This is a genomic window from Streptomyces sp. NPDC048255 (assembly GCF_040652415.1).
Lineage (GTDB): Bacteria > Actinomycetota > Actinomycetes > Streptomycetales > Streptomycetaceae > Streptomyces.
In genome coordinates this window covers 72446-89297 of record NZ_JBEZMA010000022.1, presented here as the reverse complement: position 1 = coordinate 89297, position 16852 = coordinate 72446, and the positions used below count along the sequence as shown (strand labels likewise).

Annotated in this window: 13 protein-coding genes; 6 read left to right on the top strand and 7 right to left on the bottom strand. The window is 73.8% G+C overall.

Annotated features, from left to right (window positions below):
* Positions 1 to 162 precede the first annotated feature (162 nt).
* Entirely contained in the window at positions 163 to 828 is a 666-nt protein-coding gene (locus tag AB0D94_RS19295) for a GntR family transcriptional regulator (protein ID WP_362052978.1), read from the bottom strand.
* Between the two features lie 104 nt (positions 829 to 932).
* Here AB0D94_RS19295 and AB0D94_RS19290 point away from each other — a divergent pair, with 104 nt between their 5' ends.
* A complete protein-coding gene (locus AB0D94_RS19290) occupies positions 933 to 1805 on the top strand; it encodes a (2Fe-2S)-binding protein (RefSeq protein WP_362052975.1) in 873 nt (290 codons plus the stop codon).
* A gap of 191 nt (positions 1806 to 1996) precedes the next feature.
* Positions 1997 to 3064, top strand: a complete 1068-nt coding sequence (locus AB0D94_RS19285) for a DUF2637 domain-containing protein (RefSeq protein WP_362052972.1) — start codon at positions 1997 to 1999, stop codon at positions 3062 to 3064.
* Between the two features lie 19 nt (positions 3065 to 3083).
* On the opposite strand, the gene AB0D94_RS19280 is transcribed toward AB0D94_RS19285, so the two are convergent.
* The 4 genes from AB0D94_RS19280 to AB0D94_RS19265 all read right to left on the bottom strand — a co-directional run bounded on the left by AB0D94_RS19280 (position 3084) and on the right by AB0D94_RS19265 (position 11321).
* A complete protein-coding gene (locus tag AB0D94_RS19280; RefSeq protein ID WP_362053047.1) occupies positions 3084 to 3470 on the bottom strand; it encodes an ATP-binding protein in 387 nt (128 codons plus the stop codon).
* A gap of 179 nt (positions 3471 to 3649) precedes the next feature.
* The gene (locus AB0D94_RS19275; RefSeq protein ID WP_362052969.1) at positions 3650 to 5392 is read right to left on the bottom strand and encodes a pyruvate dehydrogenase; all 1743 of its coding nucleotides are present in this window, start codon (positions 5390 to 5392) and stop codon (positions 3650 to 3652) included.
* Between the two features lie 85 nt (positions 5393 to 5477).
* Complete coding sequence (locus AB0D94_RS19270) at positions 5478 to 6488, bottom strand: protein phosphatase 2C domain-containing protein (protein ID WP_362052966.1); 1011 nt, start codon at positions 6486 to 6488, stop codon at positions 5478 to 5480.
* Positions 6489 to 7556: 1068 nt separating this feature from the next.
* Positions 7557 to 11321: a S8 family serine peptidase gene (locus tag AB0D94_RS19265; protein ID WP_362052963.1), complete on the bottom strand. Its 3765-nt coding sequence runs from the start codon at positions 11319 to 11321 to the stop codon at positions 7557 to 7559.
* Positions 11322 to 11531: 210 nt separating this feature from the next.
* On the opposite strand from AB0D94_RS19265, the gene AB0D94_RS19260 reads away from it, so the two are divergent.
* From AB0D94_RS19260 to AB0D94_RS19245, 4 genes are all read left to right on the top strand, one after another.
* The gene (locus AB0D94_RS19260; protein WP_362053044.1) at positions 11532 to 12509 is read left to right on the top strand and encodes a helix-turn-helix domain-containing protein; all 978 of its coding nucleotides are present in this window, start codon (positions 11532 to 11534) and stop codon (positions 12507 to 12509) included.
* A gap of 24 nt (positions 12510 to 12533) precedes the next feature.
* Positions 12534 to 13019 (top strand): DUF456 domain-containing protein, encoded by a 486-nt coding sequence (locus AB0D94_RS19255; protein WP_362052961.1) that lies wholly within the window; start codon positions 12534 to 12536, stop codon positions 13017 to 13019.
* Between the two features lie 71 nt (positions 13020 to 13090).
* Positions 13091 to 13489, top strand: a complete 399-nt coding sequence (locus AB0D94_RS19250) for a VOC family protein (RefSeq protein ID WP_362052958.1) — start codon at positions 13091 to 13093, stop codon at positions 13487 to 13489.
* Between the two features lie 125 nt (positions 13490 to 13614).
* On the top strand, positions 13615 to 13992 hold the full coding sequence (locus AB0D94_RS19245) for a PPOX class F420-dependent oxidoreductase (RefSeq protein WP_362052956.1): 378 nt from the start codon (positions 13615 to 13617) through the stop codon (positions 13990 to 13992).
* Between the two features lie 161 nt (positions 13993 to 14153).
* On the opposite strand, the gene rsgA is transcribed toward AB0D94_RS19245, so the two are convergent.
* Positions 14154 to 15260, bottom strand: coding sequence for a ribosome small subunit-dependent GTPase A (gene rsgA, locus AB0D94_RS19240; RefSeq protein WP_362052953.1), 1107 nt, complete (start codon positions 15258 to 15260; stop codon positions 14154 to 14156).
* Between the two features lie 275 nt (positions 15261 to 15535).
* A complete protein-coding gene (locus AB0D94_RS19235; protein ID WP_362052950.1) occupies positions 15536 to 16768 on the bottom strand; it encodes a cytochrome P450 in 1233 nt (410 codons plus the stop codon).
* Positions 16769 to 16852 lie beyond the last annotated feature (84 nt).

Sequence of the window (16852 nt, the reverse complement as noted above, 5' to 3'; positions counted from 1 at the left end):
AATCCAGCCTCGCCGGCGATTGAGGCGCGGGGTCCGGGGCGGAGCCCCAGCAGCCGACCCGCAGGCAGGACGGGGCTCAGCCCGATTCCAGCCCCGCCTGCGTTTGAGGCGCGGGGTCCGGGGTGGAGCCCCAGGAGCCGGGCCGCAGGCGCGGGCGCAGCGTCAGGGCCTGGAGCCCGCGAAGTGTCCGCGGACCACGGCCTCGACCGCCGCGAGGTCACGCGCGACCAGCGCATCCAGCAGCGCCACATGCTCCGCCGCATCGGCGACGAGATCCCCCCGCCGCACCCGCGGAGCGCCCGGCAGGGGCCACTGCGCCCGCCGGTGGAGCCCCTCCGCCACCTGGACCAGCTGCGCGTTGCCGGCCGGCGCGAGCACCGCGCGGTGGAAGGCCCGGTCGGCGTCCAGGTAGCCCGCCAGGTCCCCCGCCTGCGCCGCCTCGGCCGTCGCGGCGGCCACGGGACGCAGCGCCTCCCAGGTCGCCGCGGGCACGGAGCCGGCCAGCCGCAGCATGACCGGGACCTCCAGCAGGGCCCGTACCTCGGCCAGCTCGGCCGCGTCGCGCGGGGTGCGGGACAGGACCCGGAAGCCGCGGTTGGGCAGGCACTCCACCGCCCCTTCCAGGGCGAGCTGCTGCATCGCCTCGCGCACGGGGGTCGCGGAGACCCCGAACCGCTCGCCCAGCCCGGGGCCCGAGTAGATCTCCCCGGGGGCCAGCTCGCCTTCGAGCAGGGCCGCGCGCAGGGCGTCGAGGATCTGCCCGCGCACCGAATGGCGCAACACCTTGCGCCTTTGTTCCGGCACCTGGGCTCGGGCCGTGTCGTGCACTCGGTTCTCCTACGGGTCGCGGGCTGCCCCGAGGATACGGCCTTGCCGAGATCGGGTAAGGTAAGGCTAACCTGTTAACGATCGCACGATTCGGTGGTCCCTTCATGGCCGTCACTGTCGTACCCCCTGCCCTGGACGCCCCTTCCGCCCCGGCCGGCTCTCCGGTGGCGGAGGCGTACGCCCGCCTGGCCGAGGTCTACGACGGACTGCGGGTCATCGAGCGAGCCGCGCACGAACCGGCCCCTCGCGGTGTGGGGTGGGCCGGCGCGGACGAGCTCGCCGGAGGCGGGCCCGCCCTCGACGCCTTCCTCGCCTGGGACAACGCCCAGGTATTGAGGGACTACGGGGCCCAGGCCCGCCCCGACGTGATCGCGAGCTTCGGCCTGCACCGGTACGCGTGGCCGGCCTGCCTGCTGATCACGGCCCCCTGGGTGCTGCTGCGGAGGGTCCCCCGGCTCTCCGTCACCCAGGTGGCCTACCACCGGACCCTCGGCCGGATGTCCGTGCGCGTCGAGGAGTTCGCCTGCCTGCCGGACGACCCCGCGGCCGCCCTCCCCGGGGCGCGGGTCGTGCCGGACGAGGAGGCGCTGCGCGCCGAGGTGCGGGTCGCGGTGGCCCAGCACCTCGAACCGCTGCTGGAAGGCTTCGGCCCGCGGATGCGGCGCGGCCGGCGGGCCCTGTGGGGCATGGTGACCGACGACGTGGTCGAGGGCCTCTGGTACCTCGGGCAGCTGCTCGGCGAGGAGCAGCGGGTCATGGCCGAGCTGGCGGCGCTGCTGCCGGGCTCGACGGCCCCGTACACCGGCGGCGCGGGGTTCCGTACGCTCACGGGCCCCGACGGCGGCGAGCTGCCCACCCGGGACCGGGCAAGCTGCTGCTTCTTCTACACGATCCGCCCGGACGACGCCTGTGACACCTGCCCCCGGACCTGCGACGCGGAACGCGTCGCCCGGCTGACCGCGGCCGCCGCCGCCTGAACCCACCCGCAGGGGTGACCGTAATCGAACTCAACTCGACCCGTACGGGCGCCAGTTCGATCCACAACACCCTATCCGGCGGGACCCGCCCCCCGTTGGCGTCCACTTGACCCGAAACCCGCGTGTACGGCGGACCGGCTGCGCCACTATGGCGCCCGGAAAGCCGCATACGCGAGGCAAGGGACATCCGCATGAGACTGACCGACATATCGCTGGACTGGCTGCTGCCCGGCAGCCTGCTGATCCTGGGCGTGCTTGCGGCAGTTGCGGTACTGGCCCGAGGCAAGCGCGAGAGCGAGAAGGCCGCGGCCGAGGACAGCTGGGAGCGCAGCGAGGAACGGCGGCGGCGCAAGGAGGCCGTCTACGGAACCGCCTCGTACGTGCTGCTCTTCTGCTGCGCGGCGGTCGCCGCCGCCCTCTCCTTCCACGGGCTGGTCGGCTTCGGCCGGCAGAACCTGAGCCTCTCCGGGGGCTGGGAGTACCTGGTCCCCTTCGGCCTCGACGGCGCCGCGATGTTCTGCTCGGTGCTCGCCGTCCGCGAGGCCAGCCACGGCGACGCGGCCCTCGGCTCGCGCATGCTGGTCTGGCTGTTCGCGGGAGCGGCCGCCTGGTTCAACTGGGTGCACGCCCCCCGGGGGCTCGGCCACGACGGCGCCCCGCAGTTCTTCGCCGGGATGTCGCTCTCCGCGGCCGTCCTCTTCGACCGCGCCCTCAAGCAGACCCGCAGGGCGGCGCTGCGCGAACAGGGCCTGATCCCGCGGCCGTTGCCGCAGATCCGGATGGTCCGCTGGCTGCGGGCACCCCGGGAGACCTTCGGCGCGTGGTCACTCATGCTGCTGGAGGGCGTACGCACCCTCGACGAGGCCGTGGACGAGGTGCGCGAGGACAAGAAGGAGAAGGAGCAGGACCGGCACCGCAGGCGGGAACAGCACCGCCTGGACCGCGCGCACATCCGGGCGCTGGGCCGGCAGAACCGGGCGTTCGGACGTGCACGCGCCCGCCAGGTCGACATGCCGGGGCTGGCCCCCGGAACGGGCTCCGCGCCGGTCGGCGCGGAGCCGGCCATAGCGGAACCGGGAGTGCTGCCACCCCTGCGCCGCCTGCCCTCGCTCCAGGCCGTCAGCGGAACCGAATCCGCTGACCTGACCGTGACCGGCCCCCGGACGGTGGACCTCACCGCCGAGGACGACACCCAGACCATTCCCCGACTCGACTCCCTGGAGCGCAAACTGAAGGACCTGGAGCAGCAGTTCGGCTGACTCCGCCCGGGCCCGCCCCTCAGGCGGGCCCTCCGTCCAGTTCGAACCACACCACTTTCCCGCTTCCCGGGGGCAGCGAGTCCACGCCCCAGGCATCGGCGAGCGTCTGCACCAGCATCAGTCCCCGGCCGTGCGTACCGTCGTCGGCGGTCGGTACGTACGGCCGGGGCCGGCAGGCGGCGTAGTCCCGGACCTCCACCCGCAGCCGGGTGGCGGCGAGGCTCGCGGACACCTCCGCACCCCGGTCGGTGTGCACGAGGGCGTTGGTGACGAGTTCGGTGATCAACAGCTCCGCCACGTCGGCGGCGCCTGTATCGCACCGGCGACGCATCAACTCCCGTAATGCTCTGCGGACTTCGCCCACCGCTTTGAGATCCGCCCGGCACACGCTCCGGGTGATCCGCAGCGGGTCCGCCGGACCCCCGTCCTCACCGGTGGACGGTTCCCGCGGTACGGGCCTGCCTCTCTTCCACTGCTTCCCGGTCTTCGCCCCCACCCGCACGGCGATGCCCCTCCCCCGTGTCGTCACTCTCGAACAGCTCTACGGGATGCATGCCCCCCGAGCCGGTCTGCACTCCTTCGGGCTCAGGGGCGCGGCACGTTGCGCAGGTTGGATCGAGCCATCTGAACCATCCGGCCCACTCCCCCGTCCAGCACGATCTTGCTGGCGGAAAGTGCGAATCCGGTCACCATTTCGGCGCTGATCCTCGGCGGAATGGACAGGGCGTTGGGGTCGGTCACCACGTCCACGAGAGCGGGTCCCTTGTGCCGGAACGCGTCCTTCAATGCCCCGCTGAGCTGCTTGGGCTTCTCCACGCGGACCCCGTACGCGCCCGCCGCGCGGGCGATGGCGGCGAAGTCGGGGTTCTTGTTCGCCGTCCCGTACGAGGGCAGGCCGGAAACCAGCATCTCCAACTCGACCATTCCGAGTGAGGAGTTGTTGAAGAGGACCACTTTGACGGGCAGGTCGTACTGCACCAGGGTGAGGAAATCTCCCATCAGCATCGAGAAACCGCCGTCACCCGACATCGACACCACTTGACGGCCGCGGTCGGTGAACTGTGCGCCGATGGCCTGCGGGAGGGCGTTGGCCATCGAGCCGTGACTGAAGGAGCCGATGATGCGCCGCTTGCCGTTCGGGGAAAGATAGCGCGCCGCCCACACATTGCACATGCCCGTGTCCACGGTGAACACGGCATCCTCGTCGGCGAGTTCGTCGAGCACCGAGGCCACGTACTCGGGGTGGATGGGCGTGTGCTTCTCGACCTTGCGCGTGTACGCCTTCACCACTCCCTCCAGCGCGTCCGCGTGCTTCTTCAGCATCCGGTCCAGGAAGCGCCGGTCCGGCTTGACCTTCACCCGGGCGTTGAGGGCGCGCAGGGTCTCCCGCGCGTCTCCCCAGACGGCGAGGTCCAACTGCGAGCGCCGTCCGAGGTGTTCGGGCCGGATGTCCACCTGGACGATCTTCACGTCGTCGGGCAGGAAGGCGTTGTAGGGGAAGTCAGTGCCGAGGAGGATGAGGAGATCGCACTCGTGGGTGGCCTCGTAGGCGGCGCCGTAGCCGAGCAGGCCGCTCATGCCGACGTCGTACGGATTGTCGTACTGGATCCATTCCTTGCCGCGCAGGGCGTGCCCGACCGGTGCCTTGACCCGGCCGGCGAACTCCATCACCTCGGCGTGCGCCCCCGCGGTGCCGCTGCCGCAGAAGAGGGTGACCTTGTCCGCCTCGTCGACGAGGCGGACCAGCTTCTCGATCTCACCGTCGCCGGGACGCACCGAGGGGCGGGTGGTGACGAGTGCGTGCTCCACCGTCTTCTCCGGCGCGGGCTCGGCGGCGATGTCCCCCGGCAGGGCGACCACGCCGACGCCGCTGCGTCCGACGGCGTGCTGGATGGCGGTCTGGAGCACGCGGGGCATCTGCCGGGGGTTGGAGATGAGCTCGCTGTAGTGGCTGCACTCGGCGAACAGCCGGTCGGGGTGGGTCTCCTGGAAGTAGCCGAGGCCGATCTCCGAGGAGGGGATGTGGGAGGCGAGCGCGAGGACCGGTGCCATCGAACGGTGGGCGTCGTACAGCCCGTTGATCAGGTGCAGGTTCCCCGGACCGCAGGAGCCCGCGCAGGCGGCGAGGCGGCCGGTGATCTGGGCCTCGGCGCCGGCCGCGAAGGCCGCCGTCTCCTCGTGGCGGACCTGGATCCACTCGATGTCACCCGTCCGGCGGATCGCGTCCACCACGGGGTTGAGGCTGTCGCCGACGACTCCGTACATCCGGCGGACGCCCGCGCGTACGAGGATGTCGACGAACTGCTCCGCCACGTTCTGCTTGGCCATGAGGGGTGCACCCTTCCCGGTGTCCGGTCCGGTCGCGTCCGGTTCTCCGTTGCGTGTGCCTCCCATCCAGCCACGTATGCGCCGGTTACGCCTCCCAGACCGCGGCGGCCGTACGGTCGTCCGCGTACCCCTTGAGGCGGAGCTGGGTGTCCGCGAGGAAGGCCGCGAGGCCCGGGGGCTCGGGCTCGGACCAGCGCACCGCGAGTTCGGCCGGCAGGCTCGCCTCCTCCCGCATCGGCTCGGCCAGGCCGCCGGAGCACAGCAGCAGGGTGTCCCCGGGCCGAGCCACCGAGGCGCGGAAGCGGAAGCCCCGCTCGGCCGGCTCGGCCGACTCGGGGGAGGTCTCCTCGACCGGTTCGAGGTCCTGCCACGCGCCGGACCGCAGCCGGAACAGCCCGCCCGCGCCGGAGCCGAAGCACACCCGGGTCCGGCACTGCGGGTCCACCGGGAGCAGCAGCCCGCGCAGTCCCGCTGTGTACGCGTCCTCCGCCAGCCCCAGCTCGGCGGCGCGGGCCCGCAGCCGCCCGTAGCCCCGGTCGGTGAGCCGCTGGAGCCCGGAGCGCAGGGCGTCGCGGCGCCCGGCCCTGATGTCGTCGGCCAGCCGCTCCTGGCTGCGCCCGACGGCCGCCGCGACGCTGCGGCCCAGCTCGGCGGCGGCCTCGGCGGCCCCGGGCGCGGCCCGGTCGCCGCCGGCCAGGACGACGAGGACCAGGGCCTCGTCGCCGCCGCCGAAGCGGGCGGTGAGCAGGAAGTCCCGGCGGGCCTCGCCCCGGAAGCGGGCGGAGTCCCCGCGCAGGGAGGCGGCGCGCAGGGTGTAGGTGCCGTAGCGGGCCCCCTCCAGGACGGTGTCGGGGGTGAGGGCTTCCACCGCGGCCGGGTCGGCGGACGGGAGCGCGCCGGGTTCGGGCGCGTAGGTCGGGGCCCGGTCACCGAGGTGGTGCACCTCGGGCCGGCCGGCGGCGGGGGCCGGGGCTGTGGGCGGGGGTGGGGGCGCGGCCGCGGGCGGCGGTTCCGGCGCCGCCTCGGGCCGGGCCTCCGGCGGCACCTCCCAACGCCAAGCGGGCGGTTCCGGCGGCGGCATCGGCGGTACGGCCACACCCCCGAGCGCGTACCCGGTCGCCCCGCCCGCCCGCGGATCCCGCGGCGCCCCGGCCGGGGGCGACGGAGGCGGCGCGTCCACGTCCCGGTGCGGGCCGCCGGGCGGGGCTGCAGCCGGGGGCGGGGCCGGGGGCGACGGAGGCGACACCGCGGCCTGCGGAGGCACGGCCGCCCGCTGGGGCGGCGGGGGCGCCATCGGGGCCGGAGCCGGCGGGAACTGCGGCCCGGCCGGAAGCCGAGGCGGGGGCGGGGGCGCCGCCTCCGCTGCGGGTGGTGGGGGCGGTGGGGCGACCGGCGGGGCCGCGGGCGGGAATGCCGCCGGGGGCGGGGGCGGCACGGCCGGTGGCGGTGCCGGTGGCGGCACTGCTGGGGACGGCGGCGACACGGCCGGCGACGGTGAGGAGCGGCGGGGGCCCGGGAGGAGGCCGTCGGGGGAACGCGGGGCCTCCGGCGGTCCGGGACGCGCTCCCGCCGGACCGTGCGGCCCCGCGCCGTGCGGCCCCGGACCGTCCGGGCCTGCGCCATGCGGCCCCGGACCGTGCGGCCCCGCGCCGGGCAGTCCCGCGCCGTCCGGCCCCGCGCCATGCGGCCCCGCGCCGGGCAGTCCCGGACCGTCCGACTCCGCGCCATGCGGCCCTGCGCCGTACAGCCCCGCGCCGCGCGGTGCCGGATCGGCCTCCGGCCGCATCCCCGGCACCGGGGCCGGACCCCGCGCCGGATCCGGGCCTCGTACCGGCTCCGGGGCCTGGCCTCGTCCCGGCTCCGGGCCCCGCCCGGGATCCGGGCCCCGCGCCGCCTCCGGAGCTCGCGCCGGATCCGGGCCCGGCTCCGGCGCCGGGTCCGTCACCAGGACCGACGCCGAACGGAACCGGTTGTCCAGGGTGTCCCCCGGATCCGGTTCCGGTCCCGCGTCAGGGTCCTCGTAGAGCTTCTGCCACCAGTCGTCCGCGCCCTGCTGACTCATGCCCTCATTGTCGGCCTCCGGCAGGGGCGGAAAACGCGGAACACACGAAAAGGGTCCACCGGGCCGCCGCCCGGTGGACCCCTCCCCCTCTACCCGTACGGACTAGCGGACGTCGTACGCCCGCGCGACCGTCTGGGTGACCGAGGCGCCGTTCGCGTCGGTCAGTTCGACCTTCAGCGACACCGGCTTGCCGGAGGCTCCGGAGTGGTTCACGGTCGCGGTCCAGGCGCCGCCGCGCTCGCTGACCGTCGCCGCCGTCCAGTTCTCACCGTCGTAGGAGTACGACAGCTTCGCCGACTTCAGCGCGCCGGGCGCGTAGCCCGCGTGTCCGGTGACGCTCAGGCCGATGGTCTGGCCGTCCGCCGCCGCGACCGTCTTCATCCCGTCCAGCGGGGCCGCGTACCGCGGGAAGAGGATCGGCAGCCCCTGCGAGTACGCCGACGCGTCGAGCTTCGAGGTGAAGCCCCAGGTCGTCCGGACGGAGGTGGACCGCTGCCAGACCCGCGAGGGCGGGCCGATCTTCTCGATGGCCTGGGTCAGTTCGTACCGGCCCTCCTCGGCCGGGATCTCGAAGACCCCGAACGGGTACCAGCTGTCGCCGACGACCTCGCCGTTCCGCTTGAGCTGGAGGTTGCCGATGTCACCGAAGGAGCCGGGCTGGGCCGCGTGGCGGCTGTCGCCCCACATGGCGGCGGCGAAGCCGATCAGGTTGCCCTGCCGTTCGGCGGCCAGGGTCTCCTTGCCGGAGAGGTCGCGCGGCGCGACCGGGCCGGTCACCCCGTCGTACCAACTCGCCGTGGTCTTCTGTCCCTTGGTGTAGGCGTGCTGCTCGCCGACCATGAACTCGCCCCAGGGGAAGCTGCTGGACAGCACCTGGTCCCAGGCCGTGTCCCCGGGGGTGTAGAACTCGGTGCGCTTGCCCGGCGTCGCGACGGTCTCGATGCCGCCGAAGTACACCGCGCTGCCGATCGGCCGGTAGGCCCCGGCGAGGTCGATGAAGTCGGCTGCCACGCCCATGGAGTTGTAGGTGGAGTCGACCTGGCCGAGGTCGCGGTCGCGCACCCGGTAGGTGTGGCCGCCCTCGACCTCTCCCGTCTCGGGGAAGACGAGGGAGTAGACGTACGGGCTCTTCGCGGTGGCCTTCCAGGACAGCGTGACCTTGCCCGCCGCCAGCCGGGCCAGCAGCGCCTTGCCCTCGGCGGCCTCGATGGACATCGCGGGCAGCGCGCCGCCCGCGTAGCCGGTGAAGCCGACCCAGCGGCCGGGGGCCTCGCGGTGGGCGAGGACCGCCTTGGCGCCGGCCTCCTTGGCGTGCTGCGCGACCTCGTACAGCGCCCCGTCCGTGACCTTGACCAGGACGATCGCGTCCTTGGCGCCGGCCGCGGCGAGCTCTTCGGGGGTACCGGTGCCCGCGTCGACGAGCGGCGCGGTGCCGTTTCCGTCGAGGTTGTCGCTGCCGGTGGACGCGGTGATCGGGTGCAGGACCGGACCGCCGACGGCCTTCAGCTCGGTGACGAGCGGCGCGGCCGCCCGCCAGTAGCTGGCGAACTCGAAGTCCCCGTCCTCGGCGCGGCCTTCGACGGAGGCGTAGTAGCCGCGGATGGTCCGGCCGCCCATGGCGGTGCCGGCGTGCAGCCAGGTGTCGTCCCAGCTGCGGGCGAAGCCGAGGGTGGTGTTGCGGGCCTCGACGGGCCGGTCGGCCTCGACGGCCAGGCGCCCGGCCTTGCGGGCGTCCAGTACGACGGTGGTGTCCTTCTTCACCTCGACCTGGGGGCGGCCGAGGTAGGTGAGGGAGTCGGTCAGTTCGGCGCCCTCACCGGAGTCGGGGGTGCCGACGAAGGCGGAGAGGAAGTACGCGCCCGGGCGGACCCGGTAGACCTGGTCCACGGAGCCGTCGTTGAAGCGGCGCTCGCCGGTGGCGTCGTCGGTGCCGATGACGTCCAGCGAGGAGGGTCCGGCGGCGGGCTTGCCCGAACGGTCGACGAGCTTGACGCGCAGGGTCACCGTCTGCGGCTCCACGTAGAGCGAGAAGGGGGTGGAGACGCGCACCCCCTTCGCCGTGGCGACGACGCGGCCGGTGACGTCCCCGTACTGGGAGCGCTCCAGCTTCGCGGCCGGGTCGAGGGCGAGGGGCACCTTGACGGTGGCGCCGGCCGGGACGGTCACCGTGCGCCGGTCGAGGCGGGCGACCTGGCTGCGGACGGCCGAGCCGTCGTTGCCGGTGACCGTCTCGACGGCGAGGTCCAGGGTGACCGGGCTCTTGCCGGTGTTGGTGTACGGGACCTCGACGCTGGTGCGGTCGCTGCGGTCCTGCGGCCAGTTGTACGTACCGCCCTGGACGGCGGCGGCGCTCGTGACGGTGGTGTCGAGGGCGGCCTTCACGTCGAGGCGGCCGCCGCCGGTCTCCCGTACGTCCCCGGGGACCCGGGTGTTCGCGGAGCCCACCAGGGCGGCCTTGATCTGCTGGGAGGTCCAGTCGGGGTGGCGCTGCTTGACGATCGCGGCGGCGCCCGCGACGTGCGGGGTGGCCATGGAGGTGCCGGACATCGACTGGTAGGCGTACGCCCCGCGGCCGCCCGCCGCGGCGGCCGAGATCCCGACGCCGGGGGCCGCGATCTCGGGCTTGAGGGTGTGCTGGAGTCCGGCCGGGCCGCGGCTGGAGAAGTTCGCCGTGGTGTCGTCGCGGTCGACGGCGCCCACGGTCAGCGCACTGGCCGCGCAACCGGGCGAGGAGACGGTGTTGTTGCCGGGGCCGGAGTTCCCGGCGGCGATCACGAACAGCGGACCCTGCTGCGAGAGGCGTTCGGCGGCGGCGGCGAGCGGGTCGTCGCAGGCGGTCTGGGAGGGATCGCCGAGGCTCATGGAGACCACGTCGGCCTTGTTCTCGACGGCCCACTCCATACCGGCGATGATCCACGAGTCGAGGCCGTAGCCCCCGTCGTCGAGGACCTTGCCGCTGAGCAGCTCGGCGCCGGGGGCGACGCCCTTCTTGGCTCCGCCGCTCTCGGCTCCGGAGCCGCCGACGGTGGAGATGGTGTGGGTGCCGTGGCCCTGGCGGTCCGCGTCGGTGTCGGAGTCGGTGAAGTTCTTCGATGCCGCGACGCGCCCCTTGAGGTCGGGGTGCTCCAGGTCGGTGCCGGTGTCCAGGACGGCGACCTTGGTGCCCTTGCCGTCGTATCCGGCGGCCCAGGCGGCGTTCGCGCCCACCTGCTGCGTGGAGCGCTCCAGGTTCGCCTGGACCTTGCCGTCCAGCCACAGCTTCTTCAGCCCGCCGGACACGGAGCGCGCGCGGGCGTCCGTACCGGTGACGTCGGCCCAGAAGGCGGCGGCCTGCTGCTTGTCGGCGGCGAGCGCGAGCGCGCCGATGGAGTCCAGGACGAGGGAGCGCTCGGCTCCGCGCGGCGCGGGCGGGGCGCTGCGCGCCACGTCCACGGAGCCGTCGTAGACCGCGATCAGCGGGAGCTTCTTGGCGTGCGCGTCGTCGTAGCCCTGCCGGACGAGGCCGGTGACGTTGAAGAGCTCCTCGTCGACCTTGCCCGCGGCGAGCGCCTTGACCGCGCCCTCGGGGTAGACGTACAGGTCCTTGCCGGACCGGCGGGTCTGCACGAGCGGCTGCGAGCCGTCCTCGCGCGGCATGGCGGTGGCGGCGGTGCGGCCGGCCGCGTCGGTGGAGACCAGGATCCGGTCGCCGGTGACGAGGGTGACGGTGACGGGGGCCGTGGGCTGCTTCGCGGCCTCCTCGCTCCCGACGAGGGGTCTGCCGGCCGGCCCTCCGTCGCTCGGCTGTGCCGTGGACGGACCCACGGCGGTGGCGGCCAGGACGGCCGCGGTGGCCGCTCCCAGCGCCGTACGCGATATCGGGCGCATCGCTCTCCCCAGGTGAATTCCGGCCAACCACTGCATTGCGCGGCAAAGCCGCCGCGTAAATGGCTTCTGGCCAGCGGATGTTGGTGCTGCGGTGGCATGACCTTGGCAGAGCGGCGGGTGGTGCGGCGATGATGTCCGCGGCGGGTTTGCGCCGTGGCCGCTTCCCGCCAGGCGGCGGTGTGCGGGAGTACCGAGAGCGGGGTGGACGGGTTGCTGAGTGCGATAGGCCTGGACGAGGGCCAGGAGTCCGCTTACCGCGCGCTGGTGGCGCTGGGGGCGGCGGAAGTGCCGGACCTCGCCCACCGCCTGGCCCTGCCGGTGCAGCAGACCGAACGGGCGCTGCGGCACCTGGAGCGGCAGGGGCTCGCCGCGCAGTCCTCGGCCCGGCCGGGGCGGTGGGTGGCGGCCCCGCCGGGAGTCGCCCTCGGCGCCCTGCTCACCCAGCAGCGGCACGAGCTGGAGCAGGCGGAGCTGGCGGCGGCGCTGCTGGCCCAGGAGTACCGGGCGGAGGCGGCCGAGCCCGCGGTGCACGACCTGGTGGAGGTGGTGCAGGGCGCGAGTGCGGTGGCGCACCGCTTCCACCAGCTCCAGCTGGGCGCCGTGGAGGAGGTGTGCGCGCTGGTCACCGGCCGGCCGCAGGTGGTGACGGGCACCGAGAACGAGGCCGAGGAACGGGCCTCCGTACGGGGCGTCGAGTACCGGGTGGTGATCGAGCGCGAGGTGCTGACCCTGCCGAGCGGGATCCGCGAGGCGTCGACGGCGCTGGCGCGCGGCGAACGGGTCCGGGTGACGGGGCAGGTCCCCACGAAGCTGGTGATCGCGGACCGGACCCTCGCCATGGTCCCGCTGACGGCGCGCGGCGCGGAGCCGGCGGCGCTGGTGGTGCACGCCTCGGGGCTGCTGGAGTCCCTGATGGGCCTGTTCGAGGCGGTGTGGCGGGAGTCGCTGCCGCTGCGGCTGGGCTCGACCGGTTCGGCGGAGGAGTCGGGGGGCAGCCCCGACGCCACGGACCTGGAGATCCTTTCGCTGCTCCTGGCGGGCATGACCGACGCGAGCGTGGCCAAGCACCTGGAGCTGGGCCTGCGGACGGTGCAGCGGCGGGTGAAGGGCCTGATGGAACTGTCCGGGGTCACGACGCGGCTCCAGCTGGGCTGGCACGCGTACGAGAGGGGCTGGGTGGCCCGATAGGCCCTGGTCGGTCAGGCTGAGCAGATGGAAGGGGCTCAGCTGCTGCTCGTAGGGCTGGTGCTGCTGCTCGGGGTGCTGGGGGTGCTGGTCCCGGGTGTGCCGGGCACCTGGCTGGTGTGGGCGGGGCTGCTGTGGTGGGCGCTGCACGAACGGTCGGCCCTGGCGTGGTCCCTGCTGGTCTCGGCGACGGCCCTGCTGCTGGTGGTCCAGGTCGTGAAGTGGCAGCTGCCGCCCCGGCGGCTGCGGGCGGTGGGGGCCACCTCCCGGATGGCGGCGTACGCGGGGGCCGGGGCGCTGCTGGGCTTCGTACTGATCCCGGTACTGGGGGCGGTCCCCGGCTTCGTGGGGGGCATCTACCTGTGCGAACGGCTCCGGCTGGGCACCCACGGCGAGGCCTGGGCCTCGGTGCGGGCGGTGATGCGGGAGGTGGGGACGAGCGTGCTGGTGGAGCTGTTCGCGTGCCTGCTGGTGGTGGGCGCGTGGGCGGGCGCGGTGGCGGCGGGGGTGTAGGTGTCGGAGGGGTGCCCTAGCCTCGGCCGGAAGGGCACACCCAGCACCCGGAGGGCACCACCATGGCCTCGATGCCGCAGAAGATCACCACGTTCCTGATGTTCGAGGGCCGGGCGGAGGAGGCCATGACCTTCTACACCTCGCTGTTCGAGGACTCCGAGGTCGTCGACATCAGCCGCTACGGCGCCGACGGCCCGGGCCCGGAGGGCACCGTCCTGCACGCCACGTTCGCGCTCGCCGGGCAGCGGTTCATGTGCATCGACAGCCACGTCAAGCACGAGTTCGGCTTCACCCCGGCGGTGTCGCTGTTCGTCCAGTGCGAGAGCGAGGACGAGCTGGACCGCCTCTACGGGGCCCTCGCCGAACAGGGCACGGAGCTGATGCCACTGGGCTCGTACGGGTTCAGCCCCAAGTTCGGCTGGGTGAACGACCGCTTCGGCGTCTCCTGGCAGCTGAACCTGCCGGCGTGAGGGCGGGTACGGCGGGGGCCCTCACGGCCCGGGTTCCTGCGGCCCGGGTTCCTGCCGCCCGGGACCTTTCGGCCTAGGTCCGGCGCCCGATGCGGGGGCGCGCGGCGGCTGCGAGGCTTTGCGGCATGAGGGAGTTCGAGGGTTTCAGCGAGGCGGAGTCGGCGTACCTGCGGTCCCAGCGCCTGGGACGGCTGGCGACCGTGGACGCGGCCGGGCAGCCGCAGGCGAATCCGGTGGGCTTCTTCCCGCAGGAGGACGGGACGGTCCTGGTGGGCGGGATGGCCATGGGCGGTACGAAGAAGTGGCGCAACCTCCAGGGCAACCCGCGGCTGTCCCTGGTGGTGGACGACCTGGTGAGCACCCGCCCGTGGCGGGTCCGGGGCATCGAGATCCGCGGCTACGCCACTCTGGAGACCGGCCCGCACGCGCTGGGTCCGCACTTCGCCCCGGAGGTGATCCGCATCCACCCGGAGCGGATCCACGCGTGGGGCCTCGACGCGTAGCCCGCGCGGGCCGCCGCCCCTGCCAGGCCGGGGAGGAACGGCCGGCCCGCCCCGTCGGCGAGGCCGGACGGGGCGGGCAGGGCCGCGCCCGGGAGGACGGCGGAGCCCGGCCCGGCGGGGCCCACGTACCCGCGGGGGCACGGGCGGGCTCCCCGCAGGGGTCACGCCCGGCCGGTGCGCTTCGCCGCGTAGTTGGCCCGTCCCTCGGCCGACTTCAGCCGCCAGTCACGGCGGATCTCCGAGCGGAGGCGCGCGTCCGTCTTCGCGACGATGCGCTGGTTCTCCCGGAGCAGCTTGCGGTAGCTCTCCAGGCGGCGTTCCGCCAGCTCGCCCGAGTCCACGGCGGCCAGCACCGCGCACCCCGGCTCCGCGACGTGCGCGCAGTCGTGGAAGCGGCACTGCGTCGCGTACTCCTCGATCTCCGAGAAGACCTGGCCCACGCCGATCTCGGCGTCCCAGAGGCCCACGCCGCGCAGCCCGGGCGTGTCGATCAGTACGCCGCCGCCCGGCAGGGCGAGCAGGTTGCGCGTGGTCGTGGTGTGGCGGCCCTTGCCGTCGACCTCGCGGGCCTCCTGGACCTCCATGACCTCGGCGCCGAGCAGCGCGTTGGCCAGCGTGGACTTGCCCGCGCCGGAGATGCCGAGCAGCACGCTGGTGCCGTCCCCGACGACGGCGGCGAGGACGTCCGTGCCCTCGCCGGTGAGGGAGGAGACGGTGAGTACCTGGACCCCCGGCGCGGTGCTCTCCACGTCCTGGACGAGGTGGGCGAGCGTCGCCGGGTCCGGGACCAGGTCCGCCTTGGTGAGGACGACCAGCGGCTGCGCCCCCGACTCCCAGGCCAGGGCCAGGAACCGCTCGATGCGGCCCAGGTCCAGTTCCACGGCGAGGGAGACGGCGATGATCGCGTGGTCGACGTTGGCGGCGAGGATCTGGCCCTCGGACCGCTGCGAGGAGGTGGACCGTACGAAGGCGGTCCGGCGCGGCAGGTACGCCTTGACGTACCGGGGGCTGCCGGCCGCCTCGACGGCGGCCCAGTCACCGGTGCAGATGACCCGGAGCGGGTCGTGCGGGGTGACGAAGGCGGTGTCGGCGCGGACGATGCCGTCCGCGGTCATGAGGTCGCACTGGCCGCGGTCGACGCGTACGACCCGGCCGGGCAGGAGGCCCTGCTCGGCGTACGGGGTGAACTCGGCCGCCCAGGCGCCGTCCCAGCCGAAGGGGGCGAGGGCGTGGGAGAGGGAGGCCTGCGGGAAAGCGGAGAAAGACAAGGGGAACCCTTCACAGGGTGGCCCCGGCCGTACGCGCGCCGGCTCAGCGGCACGCGGAGAAGTATGAGGTCAGCCGGAGACCACGGAAATGACATCGATGGCCTTCTGATTGCGGGCAGCGCCCTGCGCGACGACAGTCATCAATGAACTCACCTCCGGGTCATGCACATGCTGATGGTTCCGCACCGGTCGGCGGGAACGGATCCACCGTAACAAGCCTCTTCCCGCGGACGCCAGTTCTTTTTCCGGGGCCGGCGCTCCCGGGTCGTCACCCGTCAGTGCCGGACGGTCGGATCGAAGCGGACGGGCAGGTACTTGATCCCGTTGATGAAGTCCGAGCGCAGCCTGCGGACTTGGCCGGTGACGCCGAAGCCGGGGTGGCGGCGCAGCAGTTCGCGGATCAGCGCCTTGATCTGCGTACGGGCCAGGCCCGCGCCCAGGCAGAAGTGCGGGCCGCCGCCGCCGAAGGCGAGGTGGTCGTTCGGGGCGCGGCGGATGTCGAAGGTGAAGGGGTCGGCGAAGACCTCCTCGTCGCGGTTGGCGGACGTGTAGAAGGTGACGACCTTCTGGCCCGCGGCGATCGGGCGGCCGCGCAGGACGGTGTCGCGCGTCGCGGTGCGCCGGAAGTTGTGGATCGAGCCGCCCCAGCGCAGGAACTCCTCGGTGGCCGAGGTCCACAGCGCCTCGTCGTGCGGGGCCGCCGCCAGTTCGGCGCGGGCGGCGGGGTGCTCGGCGAGCGCGAGCACGGTGGCGGACAGCAGGTTGCGGGTGGTCTCGTTGCCCGCGACGCACAGCAGCACGAAGAACATGTTGATCTCGTGCGGGGTGAGCCGGTCCCCGTCCACCTCCGCGTGGACCAGGGTGGAGAGGATGTCCTCCCGGGGGCGGGCCCGCCGCTCGGCCGCCAGCGCGTCGCAGTAGGCATAGATCTCGGCGGCGGCCAGGTCACTGTCGTGCCGGCCCGCCGAGAGCTCCGGGTCCTGGCCGCCGGCCATCCGGTTGCTCCAGTCGAAGACCAGCCGCTCGTCGCCCTGCGGTACGCCGACCATCTCGCAGATCGTCTGGATGGGCAGCCAGGCCGCCACCTCGGAGACGAAGTCCATGTCCCGGCCCGGGACGACGGCCGTGTCCACCAGGGCCGTCGCCCGCTCACCGATGCGGGCGGCCAGCCGGCGCACCACCCTGGGGGTGAAACCCGCGCTGACCAGGGCGCGGTAGCGGGAGTGGCGCGGGGCGTCCATGCCGAGCAGGACCAGCCTGAGGGTCTCCAGGGATTCGGGGCTCTGGTCGCGCACCATGAAGGAGCCGAGCTCCGTGGACCAGAGCTCGGGGTCGCGGCTGACCGCCTTGACGTCGGCGTGCCGCGTGACGGCGTAGAAGCCCTGGTGGCCGCCCGGCACCTCGTGCCAGTGGACCGGGTCCTCGCGACGCAGCCGGGTGAACTGCTCGTGCGGGACCCCGCGGGCCCAGGTGTCCTCCAGCAGGTCCACTTCACCGGTGGGGGTCACGGTCCACTTCCCTTCAGCGGGTTCAGCAGGTCCGGACGGGTCCGGGAGGTCTTCAGGAGAGGTGCAAGGGGAGCCAAGGGGGTC